Raw genomic sequence first — 18,950 nt, forward strand, 5'->3', positions numbered from 1 at the left:
CGCGTGCGTTTCCGCCCGCGCCTCTGCCTGGAGTGCCTCCCACTCGCGGCGCTCGGCTTCGTCCATGCGGTCCAGCGCGAAGTTGAGGCGGGCACGCGCCTTGACCGCGCGCGTCCTCGCCTCGTTCGCCTCGCTCTTGCCCTGCGCGAGAAGATCCGCGGCCTGAAGCGGCGGAACCCCTCCGCTGCGTGCACGCTCCTGCTTCTCCGCGGCCGCCTTCTCCGCCGCTTCAGCGGCCGCCAGATCGTGCTGCGATTCCGCAGCGAGACGCTGCGCGGCGGTTCGCAGGCCTGCCACGTCAGCCTGCTTCGTGCGCGCGTCCTGCTGGGCCCGCGCCTGTGCCTCGAGGTGCTGCATCTTCAGGATCAGCTCATCGGCCTCGTCGGGCATCCGACGAGCATACACCTGCTAATCTCGGCCGCGTGCTCTGGATCGTCGGCGCAAGACTCGCGGATCCGGGACCGCAAGCGACGGCCCTTGGAATCGATGGAACGAAGATCGGCGCCCGGGCCGCCCGCGCGCCGCGCGGCGCGAACACGATCGACGCGCGCGGGCTTACCCTGGTTCCCGCTCTCATCGATGCTCATGTGCACTTGAGCGTCGCGGGAGAGCCGGCCTCCGTCGCCCGCGCGCAGGTCAAGGGCGGGGTAGCGGCCGTTCTCGATCTCGGAGCTCCGGAGCGCACGCTGCCGCTCGATCATCCGCCGCTGCGCGTTCGCTTCTCCGGGCCGCTCATGACGGCGCCCGGCGGGTACCCGACGCGATCGTGGGGGAAGAACGGCGAAGGCCTGGAGCTCGCGACCGCCGCCGACGCGCGGGCGGCGGTCCTGCGGCTCTCGCAGCGCGGCGCAAGGTTCATCAAGCTTGCTTTCGATCCGCGATTTCCGTTGCTCGGCCCGGAAGTCGCCCGGGCGGCCGCGGAGGAAGCTCGCCATCTCGGGCTGCGGGTCGCCGCGCATGCGCTCGAAACGGAGTCGGTGCGGCTCGCTCTGGACGCGGGCGCGGACGTCCTCGCGCACACGCCGCGCGATCCGTTGCCACGGGACCTTCTCGGGCGTCTCCAAGGCAAGTGGGTGATCTCGACGCTCCGCGCCTTCGCCGTCGACCCCGCCCGGCTGCGCGCGTTGGCGGATGCCGGGACGCGGATCGCCTACGGCACCGACCTCGGCAACGAGAACACGGCGCCGGGCATCGATGCGGGCGAAATGGCGCTCATTGCCGAAGCCGGCGTCGATCCGCTCGCCGCAGCCACCTCGGCGGCAGCTACCCTGCTCGGATTTGGCGATCTCGGCAGCCTCGCCGTCGGAGCGCGGGCAAGCGTTCTCGCCGTCCGTTCTCTCGCCCCCGAGTCTCTCGCTACGCCCGAATGGGTGATGATCGACGGTAAGATGACGGCATGAAAGTTTCCCTTCAGGCCCGTCTGGCAAATCCTGGCGTCGCTCGCGCACGCGTATCGGCGCCTCGAGGTCGGGAACGAAGCAGCGTTCGAGGTGGTGGAACCGGAGGACCCGCAACCGTTCCTGCGCTTCCTCGGCGACAGCATCGCCGCGCACGGACCCGATCTGCTCGGCGAAGCGGTCGCGCGATACCGCCGTTTCATCCACGTCATCGATCCCGCGCCGCTGCTCGACTCGAACCGGCTGAGGGCCGCCCTGCGAGACTGGCAGCCCGCTCTCGCCCGCTGGATCCCGCCTGCGGAAGCCGCCCTGCGGCCGCTCGCAACACGCTGGCTTGCGCACCGCTTCTCGCTTCCGATGTTGAAAGGCCGCGGCGAGCTACGCGAGAGCTGCGTCGGAATCGTCCATCTTTACGCCGCGTCCCTGAGATACGCCGGCGCGTTCGCGGAGACGTTGCAGCGTCCGCTCGAACGCGCGCTCTACAAGGTCGCCATCGGCAGCGCCGAGTTCTTCTACCGATCGCTACATTTGCCGCGCGAGGTGTTGCCCTGGTTCGCCGCCGCGCGCTGAATCAGGCCGGCTGGAGCCTGAACAGCGTGATCTCCGCGGGCGCGAAGACGCGCATCGGGGGGCCCCAGAACCCGGTGCCGCGACTGACGTAGAGCTGCGAATCCCCGCGGCGGTGCAGTCCCGCGAGATATGGCTGCGCCAGCGCGACCAGCCAGGAGAACGGCCAGATCTGTCCGCCGTGCGTATGACCCGACAGCGTCAGCGGCACGCCGCGCCTCGCCGCCTCGGCGAACTGGCGCGGCTGATGCGCGAGCAGCACCAGCGCGCGGGAGGGATCGCGGCCTTCCAGCGCTGTCGACAGATCGGGATTTCCGGTGGGGTCCTCGATCCCGGCGAGCTCGAGTCCCGGCGCCACTTCGACGCGCTCGTTCCTCAGGGGGCGGACGCCGAGCTTCGGCAGGTGCGAGTACCACTCCTCCACTCCCGAGTAGTACTCGTGGTTGCCGGTGACGAAGTACACACCGCGGCGCGCCTCGATCCTCGCCAGCGGAGCGACGTGGTCGCGCAGCTCGTGGACCCGCCCATCGACGAGGTCGCCGGTGATCGCCACCAGATCCGGAGCGAGGCCGCGGATCCGCTCGACGATGTGCGCCACCCAGTCCCTGCGGAGCAAGGGGCCGACGTGCACGTCGGAAATCTGTACCATGCGGAAGCCGGCGAGCTCCGGCGGCAGTCCCCGCAGCTTCACGTCCAGCTCCTTGATTTCCACGCCGGCAAGCGCGCTGCGCAGTCCCGCCGCGGAAAGGCCAGCCACCACACCGCCCACTCCCGCCGCCAGCGTACGCGCGAGAAGCACGCGGCGGGCGGGATCGGCGTCAGTGGGTGACCGCACCCGCGCGATCGCGAACGCCACCAGGCGTCCGAAATCGGCGATCCCGAGAAAGGCGACCAGCAGGAACCCGACCCCCATCCAGATGAATGCGAGCCAGATGGCCGGCCGCACCATGGACGATCCGAGCAGCCGCGCCGCGATCACCGTCGCGGGCATCATGACGCCGAGCGCGACGATGGCGACGGTGAGCGCGCGCGCCCACGCCTGCGGGAGATGCGGGTCGCGGACGAGGCGAACCCAGATGTAGTAGTGCATTCCGCCGGCCAGGGTGAGCGCGACGAGCAGGAAGATGAGGAAGGGAAGCAGGCGCGCCACGGAAACAGGATGCCCGATCTCAGGTTTCGGTGCTCAAGAGAGCTGCCAGCCGCTCCGCTTCGAGCCGTACGCGCAAGGCCTTTTCCTGGATCACGATCACGGTCCCGGCTGGCGCTCCTTTCGCCTTGCGCACGTGCTTGCAGCGAGTCCAGGCGACCTCGACCCGGTCCTCTCCGCGCCCCGCGGAAAAATGTGCCGCGAGCAACGCCGCATCGCCCAGCGTTCGCGCATCTGGTGAATCGCCGGCACCGGGAACGACCACGTGCGCGCCTTGCAGGCCTCGCGCGTGAAGCCAGAGATCGTTCCCTCGCGCGACGCGAAAGGTCAGCGCATCGTTGTCGCGGGCGCTGCGGCCGACGAGAATCGGCGCGCCCGCCTGCGAAATGAACTTCCGGTACGGCAGCCGCGGGGCGGCGCGGCCGCGCAGTGAGCGCGGCGGGGCTTCGGGAAGCTCCGCCTCCACGGCGGCGAGCTCGTCCGCGGATTGCGCCGTTTCAGCGCGGGCGAGGAGCGCCTGCGTGCGCGAAAGCTCTGCCTGCACTTGCTCGCGGCGCGTGGCGATGCGCTCCGCCGCCGTTCGGTACCGCTTCGCGCGCCGCAGCCACCTCGCCGCGTTCTCGGCAGGACTCAGCGAAGGATCGAGGGCGATCACGACTTCCATCGGCCGACCTTCCTCGTCGAGCCGCGACCAGTCCGGCACGCGCGCCTCGCGACTTCCGCGAGCGAGGCGGGAGGCCAGCGGCAAGAGCAGCTCTGCGCGCGCCCGCTCTTCACCGGCGCGCGCCGCGCGCGCTGCATCCTCCTCCACGGCGGCCGCCGTGCGGCCCAGCTTCCGGACACGGGTCCGCAGACGCGCGACCAATTCCTTGCGCCGCGCGGCGACGCCGGCCTGCTCCTCCGCTGCCAGGGCCTCGCGGACCTTGCGATCGCGCGAGGTCAGCGGCTGCGCGTCGCCGAGCGGGATCTCGTCGGCGCCGGGATATGCGCTTCCCGGCCGGCGCGAGGCGCCCGATGACGCCCAGAGAATCTTCCCGCTCGCGGTCTCGACGCAAAGGAGGGCCTCCTCGGCGATGAGAACGCGCTCCCCGAACTCCAGGCGCGGCGAGGCGACGCGGCGATCGCGCGGCACGACCAGCGCCGCGCCGGACAGCCGCGTGCCTTCCAGCGCGTTCCGCAGCGTCGCCTGCGACCGCGGCGCGCTGTCCGGCGCCGTCGGCCGTTCGGGCACGAGCGCTGCGAATCGCAGTCGCGCATCGATCACGGCGAGGGCGCTGCGGCCGGGGAGGCGGAGCTGCAGGACGCAGAGTCGCGGCGAGGGCAGCCAGAGCCTCTGCAGCGACGCGCCCACCAGAGCGCGCAGCTCGAGGAGCAGCCGCTTCCGATCTTCGTCGTCGATGGTGGGGGGCACTGCAGGACTTCCAACTTCGGGATTCGCGGGCGGCCTCGCCGGGTACGGGAGGCCGCCCGGATACGTCCGGGCTACCTCTTGCGCGAGCTCTTCCGCTTCGTCGTCCGCTTCGCGCCCTTCTTCGAACCCTTCTTCGAACCCTTCTTTCTGGCCATCGGTCCTCCTCCCATCCCAATGTGTCGCTCCCCGGCGGAGCTTGGGCGGCACGATACAGACGCCGATCCGAAGCGTCAAACATCCGACCGGCTTGAAGCAGGGCGGCTGCGGTCGCTAGAGTGCTTCGCAGCCATGCGGCAGCTCTCCCTCTTCCTCAGCGAGACCGCTCCCCGCTCCGAACCCCGCGTTGCCGTCGCCCTCGAAGCAGGGCCGCGCCCGCCGGGGATCCATCTCGTTCCTCACGGCGCGAGCCTCGTCCTCGCATCGCGCCTCTCTTCTCTCTTGCGCGAGCCCGTCGAAGTGGAGCTGACCGACAACGCGTGGACCATGGTCAGCTACCGGCGTGTCGAGGGCCGGCTGCGGTTTCGCCTCCATCACATGTTCGCCGCCGCGCACGAGCCGGTGATGCGCGCTCTCGCAGGCTTCACCGGCCGCAACCGCCGGACGCACGGCCGCGCCATCGACGAATACGTCCGCCAGAACCGCGAGTTGATCCGGCCGCTGGAGCCGCGCCCGGAGGTGCCGCTTTCCGCGCACGGCCGCGTTCACGATCTCGCCGAGATCTACGTGGCCCTCAACGAGCGCCATTTCGCGGAGTCCGTCCGCGCCCGCATCGGCTGGGGCCGGCGCAGTCCCGGTGGGCGGCGCCGCTCGATCAAGATGGGCGTCTACTTCCACGATCAGAAGGTGATCCGGATCCACCCGGCGCTCGACGACCTGCGCGTTCCGCGCTACTTCGTGGAGATGGTCGTCTTCCACGAGATGCTCCATCAGGTCCACCCGCCGGCGATGGACGACGCCGGGCGCCGCATCGTGCACGGCGCGGAGTTCCGCGTCGCCGAACGTCGCTTCCCCGGCTATCTGCGCGCGCGTGCCTGGGAGAAGGCCCACCTGCATCTGTTGCTGCGGCAACGCTAGCCGCTGGCGCAGCGGAGCTGCGCCTTTGCGGCTATGGCTCGAGGCTGTACCGGTGAGGAGATGCGTTCCAGGTTCGTGGCCTTCGTCCGCGCGTCCCCCGTCCTCTTGGTGCTCGCGGCCTGCGCGACGCCGTACGAACCCTTCGAGGGGCATCCCGTCCTCGCGGCGATCCAGTTCCGGGGCAACCAGAGCATTTCCGGCGGCGAGCTGCTCGACCACATCGCGACCGCGCCGACGAGCGGCTTTTTGTTCTTCAGCAAGACCGCGCGCTACTACGACGCCGATCTGTTCGCCCTCGATCTGAAGCGGGTCGAGCGCTGGTACAACCAGAAAGGCTTCTACGAGGCTAAGGTCAAGGACGTCCAGGAGCTTCGCGACGACAAAGGTCGCGTCACCGTGGTGGTCACCATCGAGGAAGGTCGCCGCGCCGTCGTCCGCAAGATGGATTTCGAAGGCCTGGAAAGCCTGTCGCACGACGAGGTCTCCGACGTGGGCGATGCCATTCCCATCCATCCGGGTGACGGCTTCGACGAGGACGTCTACGAGAAGGCCAAGGAGGTGCTCATCCAGCAGCTCCGCAACCGGGGCTTCGCGCGCGCGCAGGTGCGCGGGCGCGTCGAGGTGGCCCCCGAGCAAGGCAGCGCCCACATCGTCTTCCAGGTCGATCCGGGGCAGCGCTACACCTTCGGCGACGTCAAGGTGACCGGGAACCAACGCGTGCCGTCGGACGCAATCACGCACGCCACCGGGATCGATCGCGGCGACCAATACAATCCGCAGGCCATCGCGCTCGCGCAACAGCACGTCTACAACCTGGGCGTCTTCTCTGGCGTGCGCGTCGCCGCAGAGCCGGCGCACGATAAACCGGTTGCCGCGGTGCGGGTGAACGTGCGCGAGGCTCCCGTTCGCACGCTGCAGCTCGGCCTCGGCGGCTCCGCGGAACAAGGGCGCTGGGAGCTTCCGCGCCTCCATGCGGAATACACGCACCGTTCGCTCTTTGGCGGCCTGCGGCGGCTGGAGTTGGCCAGCACCATTGGATATGCCTTCGTTCCGAACCCGTTTCCGGGCCAGTACGACCCGAGCCATTCCGGCATCACCACGGTGACCAGCGCCCAGGTGACGAACCCGAACGTGTTCGTTCCCGGTCTCGACTGGGTGGTGCGCGGCGAGTTCGGACGCGAGGTCCAGGCCGGGTTCTCGTACGACGACGTCGCCGCGCGCGCGGGATTGCTGTACCGCCGTGGCCCGCACACCGTCGGCCTGTCGCTGAATTTTCTCCGCTACTTCAACGTCGACCTGCGCGGCGCCAACCTTCCGACACTCGCGCAGACGGGCGCGCAGTTCGTCGCTGGTTGCCCGCGCGCTTGCACACTGACGTACCCCGAGCTGCGATACACCTACGACGGGAGGGACAACCTCATCGAGCCGACGCAAGGGTTCTTCGGAAGCGTCAGCCTCCAGCAAACGCTCAAGCCCGGATCGTTCAGCTACTTCCGAGTCAACCCGGACGTCCGCGGGTACGCTTCCCTCGGTCGCTACGCCGTTCTCGCAGTCCGCGCCCTGTACGGTGGCATGTTCACCGAGACGCAAGCGACGACCCCATTCACCCAGAGGTTCTTCTTCGGCGGCCAGAACGAGCAGCGCGGTTACAGTGCGCTCCAGCAGGGTCCGAAGCTCGGCGCCACTCCTTGCGATCCGCGGCTAATGGGGACCCCTGGATGCACGCAGCCGTATGCCACCGAAGCGATCCCCATCGGTGGAAAGGCGGCGGCGCTGGTTTCGGCGGAGATTCGCATTCACGCCGACTTCATCCTCAACCATCTCAGCGTGGTTCCGTTCGTCGACGCCAGCAGCATCGGTGACGATCCCAAGCGACCCCTCGCAGGCGGGCTCGAAGTCGCTCCCGGGCTTGGGCTCCGCTATCTGACGCCGTTCGGCCCCATCCGGCTCGACGTTGCATATCTGGCGCGCGCGAAAGACGTCTTCGCCACGGGTGGGGCGGCCACGGATCCGACGGGCGCGCAAGTCACGATGCCGGACACGCTGGTGTCGGCGTACTGCCGGGGCACGGTAGCGGGGTGCATCCACGTGCCGCGGCTCGCCTTTCACGTGACGCTGGGCGAAGCTTTTTAACTCCGTCGACGAGTGCGTTGTCGCAAGGACGCTTGGAACAGCCGTTCCAGGTGCGCTCGGACGTTTGTGTGGCAAGAATCCTGAACGGTGGGATCCGAGCAGTTGCCAGAACCGACGTACGAACCTCCGCGGCCTTCGCCGCGGCGCCGGGACGACCTCGCTCCGCGGCGACGCAAGATCCCTTGGATCCTGCGGAATGTTGCGCTCGGGCTGCTTGGCGTCCTCGTGCTGGCGATCGTGGTAGCGCTCGTCTGGCTGCACACCGGCAGCGGTGCCGAGAAGCTGGGGCGGTACGTCACGGAAGAGGCGCGCAACGCCATCGAAGGCGATCTGCGCGTCGGCGCCATCCACGTCGGTGGCTTCCTGCACATCTGCGTGGACGGCGTGGACCTGCGCGATCCGGAAGGCCACCGCGTACTCAGCGCCGACCGCGCTTGCGTCCGAATCAAGCCGCTCGCCTTGAAGGCGCATCGGATTGTCCTCACGGAGGCGCAGCTCGAGCGGCCGTGGATCGAGATCGCAAAGGCCCCGGGCAGCGCGGAGACGACGCTGCAGCGCGCGATCAAGCCACGCAAGCCACCGCAGCCGGGCGGCGGCCCGTTCGAGTGGACCATCGACGTCGGCAACCTCGAGCTTCGCGGCGGCTCCATCACGGTACGCCCCGAGCTTGGCGCCGACGCCACGTTGGCGCTGCGCGATCTCAACGTCGGAGAGACGCACGCGCACTATTCGGCGGACGCGGCCGCCGCCGTGCTCAACGTTTCGGCGCAGCTATCGGCGCCGGGAGAAGCGCCGGTCGCGTTGAACCTCGACGCAAGGCTTGACGGCACCGCGGCGACGGGGACGGTCGGGCTGAATTCGCTGCGGGTGAAGCTCGGTGAGAGCGGCTTTTTGGCGAGCGGGTCCTGGAACCTTGGCCAGCAGGCAGGGGAGATCCGTTTGCGCGAGATCGCCGTGCGTCCGCAGGACGTCCACGCGATCGCCCCGGATGCGCCGCTTGCGGGCGCGATCCGCGGGGAGGCGAACCTCAAGTCCGACGGCAAGACGGCCGGCGCGGAAGCGAAGCTCGTTGCCGGCGGCGGGAAGATCGACCTGAAGCTGACTGCCACCGTCGAGAAGAGCCCGGTCTGGGACGTCCAGGTGTCGCTCGATCGCATCGATCCGGGTGCCGTGTCCGCCCGCGCTCCGAAGGGCGAAGTGACCGGGCGCCTTTCACTGCATGGAAAAGGAACGCCGCGCTTCGACGAGCACGGGGTCGTCGGACAGCTGGAAGGCGCGCTGCACATCGGCCCCGCCCGGCTGGATCGGGTAGGTCCGGTCGTGGTGGACATGAAGGCGACCCTGCTGCGCCGATACGCGATCGTGCGAGCATTCACGGCCACGGCGTTCGGGCTCGAGGTGAAGGCGCACGGAGCCGCCGCGTACGACGAGCTGTCGCTCGATCTCGACATCCGCGCCGCGGATCTGGCGCACGTCGGACGGGCCATCGGAGCCACGCTACGCAAGCCATCGCTCCCGATCGCCGGCTCCGCGCATCTGGTCTCGCGTGTGACCGGTTCGCCGCGTTCGCCCGACGCCACGGTGCGTTTGCGCGCGCCGCGGCTGCGGTGGGCCGGAACGATCGACGCGGACGGACTCGCTGTCGACGGCAACCTGCGCGGGCCGCTCCAGCGGCCGGACGGCTCGCTGCGACTCGTCGCCCGGAGGTTCTCGGCAAGCGCGATCGATCTCGGGGCGCCGCACGTCGACATGACGCTGCAATGGCCGCTGGCGCACGTGCGCATCGATGCCGGAGTCGCCGACGGCGCGGTCCAGCTCGCCGGGGACGCGAAGATCGACGACGACAAGGACGGCTTGAGCCTCTCCAACTTCCTCGTCGCCTATCCGGGAAACACGCTGCGCCTCGCGCACGACGCGAGCGTCCACTTCCGCGACGCGCTCGTGCTCGAGCCCATCGAGCTCGTCGGCGAGCACGGAAGCATCCGCCTCCAGGCGCAGGTGCAGCCGCCGCCGGGACGGATTGACGCGGCCCTCGTGGTCACCAGGTTCGAGCTGGACCGCCTTCCCCGGTTCGCAATGCCGAAGGACCTCGGGCTGCACGGCGTGCTCGACGCCAACGCGGTCGTCCAGGGACCGCGTGCCCGGCCCGACGTCGACGTGCGCGTGGAGCTGCGGGGAGCGGGGGCGCGTCCCGCAGGCGATCTGTCCCTCGACGCGCAGACGCACGCTCACGTCCGCGCCGGCGTGCTGCAGACGGAGGGCTGGCTGGCAGGAGGCGGCCTCGTCCGGCTCGATTTTCAGGGCGAGCTTCCGGTGCAGGCCATCGCCACGCAGCCTGCCACCGCGCCCGTCCGCTTCGACGTCCGTCTCGCCAGGCTGGACCTCGCGCGGCTTGCGGAGACGGCGAAGATCGATTCCCTCCAGCGCCAGCATGTCAGGGGCATCATCGATGCGCGGATCGTCGCCGTCGGCACCCTGGCGGCTCCGCGGGCCACGGTTTCCCTCGAAGCGAGCGATTTCGGGACCGAGAAGATCCAGCAGGTGGACGCGCACCTGGGCCTTCTGGTCGAGAAAGGCACCGCCGCGCTCGACGGCGCCGTCCTCCTCGGCGGAGATCCGGCGCTCGCGGTCACCGCGCAGGCGCCGTTCGATCTGATCCGCGCCCTTCGCGATCGTGGCTATCTGCGCGGCGCGCTGCAGCGGCCGGTAAAGGGCGATCTGGCGGTGACGAAGCTTCCATTGGACCGGCTCGCGCGATCCGGCCTGCTCCCGGCGGGCAGCAGCGGAACCGTGAGCCTGTCGGCGCGCCTCACCGGCACCGTCGTCGACCCGATCGTCGAGCTGAACACGGCTGGCGAGGACGTGACCGTCGGCCGCCTCCATCGTCTCGCTTTCCAGGGCACCCTGGGCATCGGAGAGAAGCTGAAGGCGACCGTCGGCGCGCAGTCGCAGGGAGACGTGGTTGCGCGGATGGATGCTTCGGCGTCCGTGTCCGGGGCGGAGTTGGTGGAGCTGCTCGAGCGCCGTAACGATCGCCAGGCCATCGCTCCGCTGCTCGACCGGGCCCTCTCGTTCAATCTGGAGATTCCCGGCCTCCCGATCGCGCGCGCTTCGCAACTCGCCGGCCGCAGCGCTGTCGCCGAAGGGCGGCTCGCGGGGCGCGTCGCGCTCTCGGGAACTCCAGCGCGGCCGCAGGTCAACGGTCAGCTCACGCTGCGCGATCTGACCGCGCAGCAGAACAAGCTCGGCGCAGCCGACCTCTACCTCGAAGGCAACTCGGGCGGCGCCCTGCTGCACGTCGGCATCGATCCCCCGGGTGGCGGACGGTTCCTCGGCCATGTGAAGCTCGACGCGGACCTGGGAGGGCGCACCCTGCTCGCGCGCGGCGCGGCGCCGGCCCTCGAGGGCCGCATCTCGGGCGACGTCAGCTCGCGCCAGCTCGATCTCGCGTTCCTCTCCGGCCTCATCCCAAGGCTCCGGCGCGCCGGCGGCACGCTCGACGGGGTGGTGAAGATGGGAGGCACGCTGTCCAAACCGGTCGCCGAGGGCGACGCCCACCTGCGGCGCGGCATGTTCGACGTCGTGGGGCAGGGCGTCTACGAAGACGTGGGGCTCGACGCCAAGTTCTCTCCCAAGGAAGCACTCGTCGATCGGATCACCGGCACGGTCGGCACCGGCACGTTCAGCGCGATCCTCGTGGCCTCCCGGCGTCCGCTGCCTTCTGCCCCGAATGCGGACCGGATCGAATTCACCGGCGAGGTCCACCTCGGCGACTCGGAGTCGGTACGTGACCGGAAGGTCCCCGGCACCGACCGTTCGCTCTCCGCAGGAGCGGTCCCCGTGCGCCAGGCCGGCGAGCAGCGCGCCGACATCTCCGGCGAGCTGGACATCTTCGGTGACTACACCGACGACATCCTCACCCTGAATGCCCGGATTCCCGATGCCCGGATCGTGATCAAACAGCTACCCGACAAGAAGCTGCCGCGGTTGAAGGAGAACCCCGACGTCATCCTCGTGCATCCCGGCGAGCGGCCGCACCCGCCGGGACGCGAACCCGAAGACGTCGAGGCGGAGGCGGAAGCGCGCAGCAAGGCCACCTTCCGCATGAATGCGCATCTCGATCTCGACCATCTCTACGTGAAGGCGGCGGACTTCGAGTTTCCCGTCCAGAGCAAGATGAACTTCGTCTACGACGCCCGCCACCAGGAGGGCCCGACGGCGGACGGCACCATCCACGTGCCCCAGGGCTCGTTCACTGCGCTGGGGCGCCGCTTCATCATCGACGACGCGAAGATCATCGAGACGGGCGGCGACCTGTCGGATCCGGAGCTGGAGATCAAGGCGCTGTACGACAACCCGCAGGCAAAGGTCACCATCACCGTCACCGGCACCGCCAAGGATCCGCAGCTGGACATGAGCTCGAACCCGGCGATGGATCAGGACCAGATCGCCTTCTTCCTCGCCACCGGCAGGATCCAGGGCCGCGCCACGCAACAGGGCGGCGGCGTCGATCTCTCCGGCGCCGCGACCAGCGTGGTGGGAGGGCTTCTCTTCGGCCAGGTGCGCAAGGAGCTCGCCGATGTCCTCCCGGTCGACGTGATCACCATCGATACCAGCGCGCAGGGTGTATCGGGCGCCAGCGTCGGCAAGTACATCGGCGACCGCGTCTTCATCGGGTACCGGCAGCGCTTCACCGAGACCCCTTACGAGAACAACATCGAAGGACATCTCGAGTACGAGATCAGCCGCGCCGTCTCCGCGGAAGTCACGTACGGAGATCGCACCAGCAACTTCTCGGTGCTGTATACCAAGGAGTTCTGATCGCTCAGCGGTGGCGGACGCGAATCGTCCAGCCCAGCTTGAAGAGTCCCTTCAGCACGCGCGGCACCCGCCGCAAGAGATGCGTCGAAGGCGGCCGCTTCTCTTGCAGCGCGATGGGGATCTCCCGCACGTCGCGGCCCATCCGCTGCGCGCGAATGACGAACTCGCTCGCGAACAGGTCGCGGTCGACGACGCAGGCCCGCGCCACGTCGACGAGGCGCTCGCGCTTGAAGGCCTTGAGCCCGTGCGTATCGGTGCCGCGAAATCCGGTGACGACCCGCAAGAGCAGGGTGATGGTGCGCGTGGCCAGCCGGCGCACCAGCGGTCTACCGTCGTTCGCGCCTTTCATCGCCTTGGACCCGACGACCATGTCGGCGCCCTGCTCGAGGATCGGGAGCGCGCGTTGGTAGAACTCCACGTCGCAGAGATCGATCTCGTCGCAGATCACCACCTCGCCGCGCGCCTGCAGGATCCCGATCTTCAGCGCACGCCCGTAGTTGGCGTCGTCTTCGTGCAGCCAGCGCGTCCGCGGAAGCTGCGCCGGCAACGCCTCGAGGATCTGCAGCGTGCCGTCGCGCGAGCCGTTCTCGGAGAGGATCAGCTCGTACTCCCAGCGGAGCGCGTCGAGCTTGCGGCAGAGCTCGGCGGCGGCTTCCCGCACGATGCTCGCCTCGTTGTAGACGGGGATGACGATCGAAATCATGCGAGATTGCGCGCGGCGTCGCGGCCGGAGAGGAGGGCATCCTCCATCGAGCTGTACTCCCACTTCCCGTAACGGCCTGCCAGCTCGACGCCGTGCTGCTCGAAGTGGCCCTGCACGGTAGCGCGCGCCTGCGCGTGATGACGATCGAAGAGCACGTAGGCCGTCGGAATCGTCCGCGCGCGCGAGAGCACGACCTGGTCGCGCTGGACGAGTCCGCAGCGCGAGAGCGCTTCGATCGCCTGCTCGATGAGCCGGGCGGTGTCCGGGGCGCCGCGATGAGCGAACTCGACGGCAAAGCTGCGAAAGCCCGCAGGGGCGAGCGCCGGGTTGACCTGCGAGGGCGAGCCGATCCGGTAGAAGGCGAATTCCTTCCCGGGAAAGTACGCCCAGTGGAAGCGCTCGCCGCCGCAATCGCGCGCGCCGACCTCCACCACCGTCACGGAGACGGCGCGCAGGCGGGATGCTGCTTCCCGCACGGGAGGTGGCGCTTCGGCGAGCAGGCGGACGCAGACGGGCAGGGGCGCCGTCAGCACCAGGGCGTCATACGCGAGCTCCTCGCCGGAGGCGAGCCGCACGCGGCGCCCGGCCAGATCGAGCTGCTGTACGCGCGCGGCGAGCCGGACGTCCGCGCGCAGCTCCGCGGCGATCGCGCGAGGCAGCGCCTCGATTCCGCCCTGCCGCGGATACCAGAACGAGGCGTTGTATCCCACGTCTTCCGGGGCCGGTCCCGCAGCTCCGTTCACCACCTCCTCGAGCGACGGCCTGGGGATGAACCGGCCTCCCCATTCCGGCGAGAGCTCCTCGCACGGCACGGTGTAGAGCTTTTCGTTGTAGGGAAACATGAAGTGGCGCGCGAACCCCTCGCCGAGATGCCGGAGGATGTACTCCGCCGCATTCTTCAGAGGGCGCGCACGGAGCGCCTCGCCGCCGGGGCCGAGCGTGGCGTCGATGAAACCGAGCACGCAGTCGGAGATCGTCCGCGACGGCAGACCGTGCAGATGGAACTGGTAAGGAAACGTGGTCCAAACGCCTTCACTGTAGATCCGCGCGCGCCGCTGCACGTCGAGCAGGTTTCCGCGCAGCCAGCGCCCGGCGATCAGATCGCGCATCTCCGGATCGCGCGCGTGCAGCCAGTGGCCGGTCCAATCGAACGAGAAGCCTTCGATCACTTCGGTGCGGCAGAGCCCGCCCACCCGGTCTTCGGCCTCGAGCAGCGTGCACGCGCTGCCGAGCTCCCGCGCGCACGCGAGGCCGGCGAGGCCGCCGCCGATCACGATGGCTCTCCCACCCCGGCGCATAAGCACCCGCCTGTACCATGAAAGTCCCGCCGTTTCGTTGGCGACGCAGCAGGCCGATGCTAGCGTGACTTCGGGGCGACGCCGCGTGAAGATCTCCTGTCCAAACTGCGCCGCGGCGTACGAGCTGGACGATTCGCGCGTGCCGCCGGCCGGCCTCTCCATCAAGTGCCCGAAGTGCAAGAATCCCTTCACCGTGCACCGCCCGAAAGGCGATGCACCGAAGAGCGCGGCCAAGCCTGCTGCGCCCCAGCCCGCAGCGAAGCCCGCGGCACCGAAAGCGACACCGAAAGCGACTCCGCCGCGACCCGCCATGGGCGGCAAATCGCCAGGCAGCGGAGCGGTGCCGCTGCCGGGATTTGGCGATGCGCCGGAGCCGGACTCGTCGTCCGGCCTGCCCGATCTGGATCCTCCCGTCGCACCCGGCGCCGTTGCCCTTCCGGGCCTCGAGGGAGGAGAAGCATCGGGCCGCACGGCGATGGATTTCCGTCCGCCGCTGCGCCGGTCGAATCCTGCGCCCGACGGCGATGCAGTGCCGCTGCCCGGATTCGACGACGCGGCCGTGCCACCGCCGCCCCCTCCTCCGGACGACCCGTTCGCCGCCATCGATGCCGGAACCCCGGCGCCCCCCGCTCCGCCGCTGGAAGCGGCCCCGCCGCCGGACGACGACGAGTTTGCCGTCGAGCCGCAGCGCAGGGACGAGTTCGCCGTCGAGCCGCGCACGCTGCAGACGGCGCCGAAGGCGAACGAAGAGCCGATGAACTTCGACTTCGTCGACAATGCGCCCAAGACCGGCGCGCCGCCCGACATGCTCGATTTCGTCGAGGACGCGCCAAAAGACCCCGACACGAAGAAGAGGCCGCCTCCCCCGATGATCGGCAAGTCCGCCGACGCTGCCGAGGAACCGACGCTCGGTCTTGGAGAGGAGGTTGCCGCCGCTCCCCCGCTCTCGAAGAAGGAGGAGAACGAGCGCAAGTGGAGGGAGCGGAAGGAAAAGGCCGCGCGAGATCGGGAGGAGCGCGAGCGGCGCAAGCAGGAGCGCGGACCGAGCGCGCTGCGTTCGCTCTTCCGGCCTGGCCCGTTGATCGCGCTCGTGCTCGTCGCCGGGCTCGGCGCGGCCGGCGTCTTCGGGTATCGCGAACGGAAGAACCCAGCGGTCCTGGATTTGGTGAACGAGTTCCTTCCCTCCAAGAAGGCGGCGACCGCGACGGAAACCAAGGTGATCGAGCAAGGCCTCGCGAAGCTGAACCGCGGCGACTTCGCCGGCTCGCGCGAGGCGGTCGCCGCGGCGGCCGAGCTCATCGCTGCCGTTCCGGACGACGAGGAAGTGATGGCGTTTTTCGTGCTGGCCGCCTCCGAGCTGAAGATCGAGTACGGCCAGGTCGGAGCCGACTGGGATCAGGCGAAGCGGATCGTGGAGAAGATAAAGAAGACGCGGCCTATCCAGAATCGCGCCCGCGGCGCGTTCGCGCTGGCGAGCAACGATCTGCCCAAGGCGAAGCAATTTCTCGCCGCCCTCGGCGACGCGCCGAACGCCGACCTGGAATCGACGTGGCTCTACGCCGTCGCGCTGATCAACGGGAACGAGTTCGGTCGCGCGGCGCAGGTCATCGACAACGCGTTCAAGCGCGGCTCCTCGACCCGCCTGCTGCTGCTGCGCGCAGCGGTCGCGCGCGACCGGGGCCAGCTTCCGGAAGCGGCCGAGTTCTACGACCGGGCGCTCAAGGCCGCTCCGGACAACGCCAGGGCGATGGTCGAGCTCGCCTCGGTGCGGCTGCGGCAGAACGACACCAAGGGAGCCGGCGAGATGCTGGCCAAGGCCCTCGACACCGACGGCCGCAAGACGCTCGACGCCGCGGAAGAGGCACGCGCGAACATGCTCCGCGGAAGCCTCGCCACCGCTTCCCACGATCTGAGGGGCGCGGAAGCGGCGTACGAAAGAGCGGTGTCACTCGACCCGAACTCCCCGCGCGTCCACGAGGCATACGGCGAGTTCCGCCTGCAGCGGCTGGAGTGGGACAAGGCGGCGCGACACTTCGAGGCAGCCATCCAGAACGGAGGCTCGGCGGTCGCGTATGGAGGAGCGGCGCGTGCATACCTCGGGCAGAACCGGCTGCTCGAGGCCGACAAGGCCATCAACGAGGCGGCAACGCGCGATTCGGGGAATGCCCGCTATCTCTACCTCCAGGGTCGCGTTGCCGACGCCATCGGCAAGGCGGAAGAGGCGTACCGCAAGTACGAGGCCGCGCTGAAGGCCAAGCCCGATCTGGTGGAGGCCCTGGCGGCGGAGGGCCTGGTGTGGGTGTCACGCAACGACAAGGCCCGCGCGCAGGAACGGCTCGACGTGGCTCTCAAGGTGCCCACCGATTCGCTGACGGCGGTGGAGGATGAAGCCATCGGTGATCTTGCCCTGTCGATGGGCCACCGGGACAAGGCGCGCGACGCGTTTGCGCGTGCGCTGCAGAAGGATCCCAACGACCCGATCGCGCATGCGGGCATGGGCAAGGCTTTGGCGGCGCAAGGCGATCTCGCCGCGGCCCGCAAGCAGATGGAGATGGCGCTCACCCAGCTCGAAACCGACGCGGCGCTGCAGTACGAGTACGGCTCGCTGCTCCGCCGCATGGGACAGTCGGACGGGGCGCTGCAGTCGTTCCGCAAGGCCGTGAAGCTGGACTCCAAGGAGGCGCTCTATCGCACGCGTCTCGGCGGCATCTTGGTCGAGAGAGGCGATCTGGAGGAGGCCGAGGCGCAGCTCCGGCAGGCCGTGGCGATGAACGACCGCCTCCCCGAAGCGCTCTATTTCCTCGGTCGCGCGCTCGCCGGCCGCAAGAACCTGGGGGAGGCGCAGGATCTGGTGAAGAAGGCGGTCGAGATCGAGCCAGACAACCCGGAGTTCCTCTACCACCTCGGCCTCATCTACGAGAGGGGCCTGCAGGTCCGCGACGCGATCGACGCCTACACCCGCGCCCTCGACAAGGGCAGCAAGAACGCCGACACCTACGAGCACCTGGGCGTGAATCTCATGATCGAGAACCGGTTCCGCGATGCGGTCAACTCCTTCCGCAAGGCGGCCGAGCTGGATCCGAAGCGCCCGCGCCTCTGGGCGCTGGTCGGCGACGCCGAACAGCAGTCGGGCGACATCGACAGCGCCATCCGCGATTTCCAGCGGGCGCTCGCGCAGGATCCGAACCTGCCTTCGGTGTGGACGAAGCTCGGCATCGCCTACAAGGACAAGGACTGCCGGGGCTGCCGGACGAAGGCCGTCGATGCCCTGCAGCGCGCAACGCGCGTCGATCCCGGCGATGCGCTCGCGCACCACGAGCTCGGGTACATGTTCAAGGACGACGGCCGCCGCCGGGAAGCGGTCGCGGAGTTCCGCCGGTACCTCGATCTCCGTCCCGACGCCGGCGACCTGTCGACCGTGCAGGACGACATCTATTACCTGCAGGAGGAATCGCGGCGCACGCCGTGATCTGGTCGGTCTCCGTCGATCTGGACGGGCTCGGCTGCTACGCCGCCATCCACGGTCTGCCGCTGCGCCTCGACGAGCGGGCGCAGCGCGCCGTCCCGGCCGTCGGCGTCCAGCGCTTCTGCGAGCTGTTCGCCGCGGCGGGAGTGCGCGCCACGTTCTTCGTCATCGGCCGGGAGGCGGCAATCGCACCTGGGGCGCTGAAGGCCGCGGCTGCGGCGGGACACGAGATCGGCTCGCATTCCTACGGACACGACTACGCGCTCTCGCGCAGGACTCGGGAAGAGATCGCGCAGGATCTCGGGCTCGCCGAGCGCGCCATCGAGGATGCTTGCGGGCAAAGACCGCGAGGCTTTCGCGCTCCGGGCTACACGCTCTCGGCGCGACTGCTCGACGCCGTCCGCGAGCGCGGGTACGCCTATGACTCCTCGCTCTTGCCCAGCCTTCCCTATTACGCGGCGAAAGCGGCGGCTCTCGGCTACTACGCGCTGCGCGGCCGGACCAGCCAGAGCATCCTTGGTGGGATGCGGCAGCTCTTCGCGCCGCGAAGGGCGCACCGCAGGCGAGGCGTTCGCGAGCTCCCCATCGCGACGCTGCCCGGTCTCCGAGCGCCGGTGATCGGCACCACCATCCTGCCCTTCCCGTGGCTCGCGCACCGGGCGTTCGCGCGCGGGCACCTGAACCTGGAATTTCACGGCATCGATGTACTAGACGAGAGCGACGTGCCCGCCGGGATCGCCGCCGTCCAGCCCGGGCTGCGCATGCCCGCGGCGGACAAGTTGCGGCGGCTGCGCGGGCTGCTCGAAACGCTCCCGGGCGAGCACTGCACGCTCGTCGAGGCCGCAATCCGCCTCTTGCCCTGAGCGCGCAGGGGCGTTACCACGCCTACGTGTCCACCGCGCTCGTTCGTTTCGATCGGGATCGTCCCCGGGG

The 18,950-nt window shown here is 69.4% G+C and carries 11 protein-coding genes; 7 read left to right on the top strand and 4 right to left on the bottom strand.

Going from position 1 to position 18,950, the window contains the following annotated elements:
• The first annotated feature begins 188 nt into the window (after positions 1 to 188).
• Together E6J58_05800 and E6J58_05805 are read left to right on the top strand one after the other, a co-directional pair.
• Entirely contained in the window at positions 189 to 1,400 is a 1,212-nt protein-coding gene (locus E6J58_05800; protein TMB40286.1) for a hypothetical protein, read from the top strand.
• A gap of 90 nt (positions 1,401 to 1,490) precedes the next feature.
• Positions 1,491 to 1,967 (top strand): hypothetical protein, encoded by a 477-nt coding sequence (locus tag E6J58_05805; protein TMB40287.1) that lies wholly within the window; start codon positions 1,491 to 1,493, stop codon positions 1,965 to 1,967.
• A 1-nt stretch (position 1,968) separates the two neighbouring features.
• On the opposite strand, the gene E6J58_05810 is transcribed toward E6J58_05805, so the two are convergent.
• Positions 1,969 to 3,114, bottom strand: a complete 1,146-nt coding sequence (locus E6J58_05810) for a metallophosphoesterase (protein TMB40288.1) — start codon at positions 3,112 to 3,114, stop codon at positions 1,969 to 1,971.
• Positions 3,115 to 3,133: 19 nt separating this feature from the next.
• Positions 3,134 to 4,522 (bottom strand): DUF814 domain-containing protein, encoded by a 1,389-nt coding sequence (locus E6J58_05815; protein TMB40289.1) that lies wholly within the window; start codon positions 4,520 to 4,522, stop codon positions 3,134 to 3,136.
• Positions 4,523 to 4,810: 288 nt separating this feature from the next.
• Between E6J58_05815 and E6J58_05820 the strand changes: the two genes are divergently transcribed.
• From E6J58_05820 to E6J58_05830, 3 genes are all read left to right on the top strand, one after another.
• Positions 4,811 to 5,596, top strand: coding sequence for a hypothetical protein (locus tag E6J58_05820; protein ID TMB40290.1), 786 nt, complete (start codon positions 4,811 to 4,813; stop codon positions 5,594 to 5,596).
• A gap of 33 nt (positions 5,597 to 5,629) precedes the next feature.
• Positions 5,630 to 7,729 (top strand): hypothetical protein, encoded by a 2,100-nt coding sequence (locus tag E6J58_05825; protein TMB40291.1) that lies wholly within the window; start codon positions 5,630 to 5,632, stop codon positions 7,727 to 7,729.
• 225 nt (positions 7,730 to 7,954) lie between these two features.
• Positions 7,955 to 12,550 carry a hypothetical protein gene (locus E6J58_05830; protein ID TMB40292.1) on the top strand — a complete coding sequence of 1,532 codons (4,596 nt, stop codon included), beginning with the start codon at positions 7,955 to 7,957 and terminating at the stop codon, positions 12,548 to 12,550.
• 4 nt (positions 12,551 to 12,554) lie between these two features.
• Here the strand turns inward: E6J58_05830 and E6J58_05835 are convergent, their stop codons facing one another.
• Positions 12,555 to 13,253: a glycosyltransferase family 2 protein gene (locus E6J58_05835; GenBank protein TMB40293.1), complete on the bottom strand. Its 699-nt coding sequence runs from the start codon at positions 13,251 to 13,253 to the stop codon at positions 12,555 to 12,557.
• On the bottom strand, positions 13,250 to 14,713 hold the full coding sequence (locus E6J58_05840) for an amine oxidase (protein ID TMB40294.1): 1,464 nt from the start codon (positions 14,711 to 14,713) through the stop codon (positions 13,250 to 13,252). The genes E6J58_05835 and E6J58_05840 overlap by 4 nt, the downstream gene beginning before the upstream one ends.
• On the opposite strand from E6J58_05840, the gene E6J58_05845 reads away from it, so the two are divergent.
• Both E6J58_05845 and E6J58_05850 read left to right on the top strand, forming a co-directional pair.
• Positions 14,529 to 18,020 (top strand): tetratricopeptide repeat protein, encoded by a 3,492-nt coding sequence (locus tag E6J58_05845; GenBank protein ID TMB40295.1) that lies wholly within the window; start codon positions 14,529 to 14,531, stop codon positions 18,018 to 18,020. The genes E6J58_05840 and E6J58_05845 overlap by 185 nt on opposite strands.
• Complete coding sequence (locus E6J58_05850) at positions 18,017 to 18,880, top strand: polysaccharide deacetylase (GenBank protein ID TMB40296.1); 864 nt, start codon at positions 18,017 to 18,019, stop codon at positions 18,878 to 18,880. The genes E6J58_05845 and E6J58_05850 overlap by 4 nt, the downstream gene beginning before the upstream one ends.
• The last annotated feature ends 70 nt before the right edge of the window (positions 18,881 to 18,950 follow it).

Source organism: Deltaproteobacteria bacterium, assembly GCA_005879535.1.
Classification (GTDB): Bacteria; Myxococcota; Myxococcia; order Myxococcales; family 40CM-4-68-19; genus 40CM-4-68-19.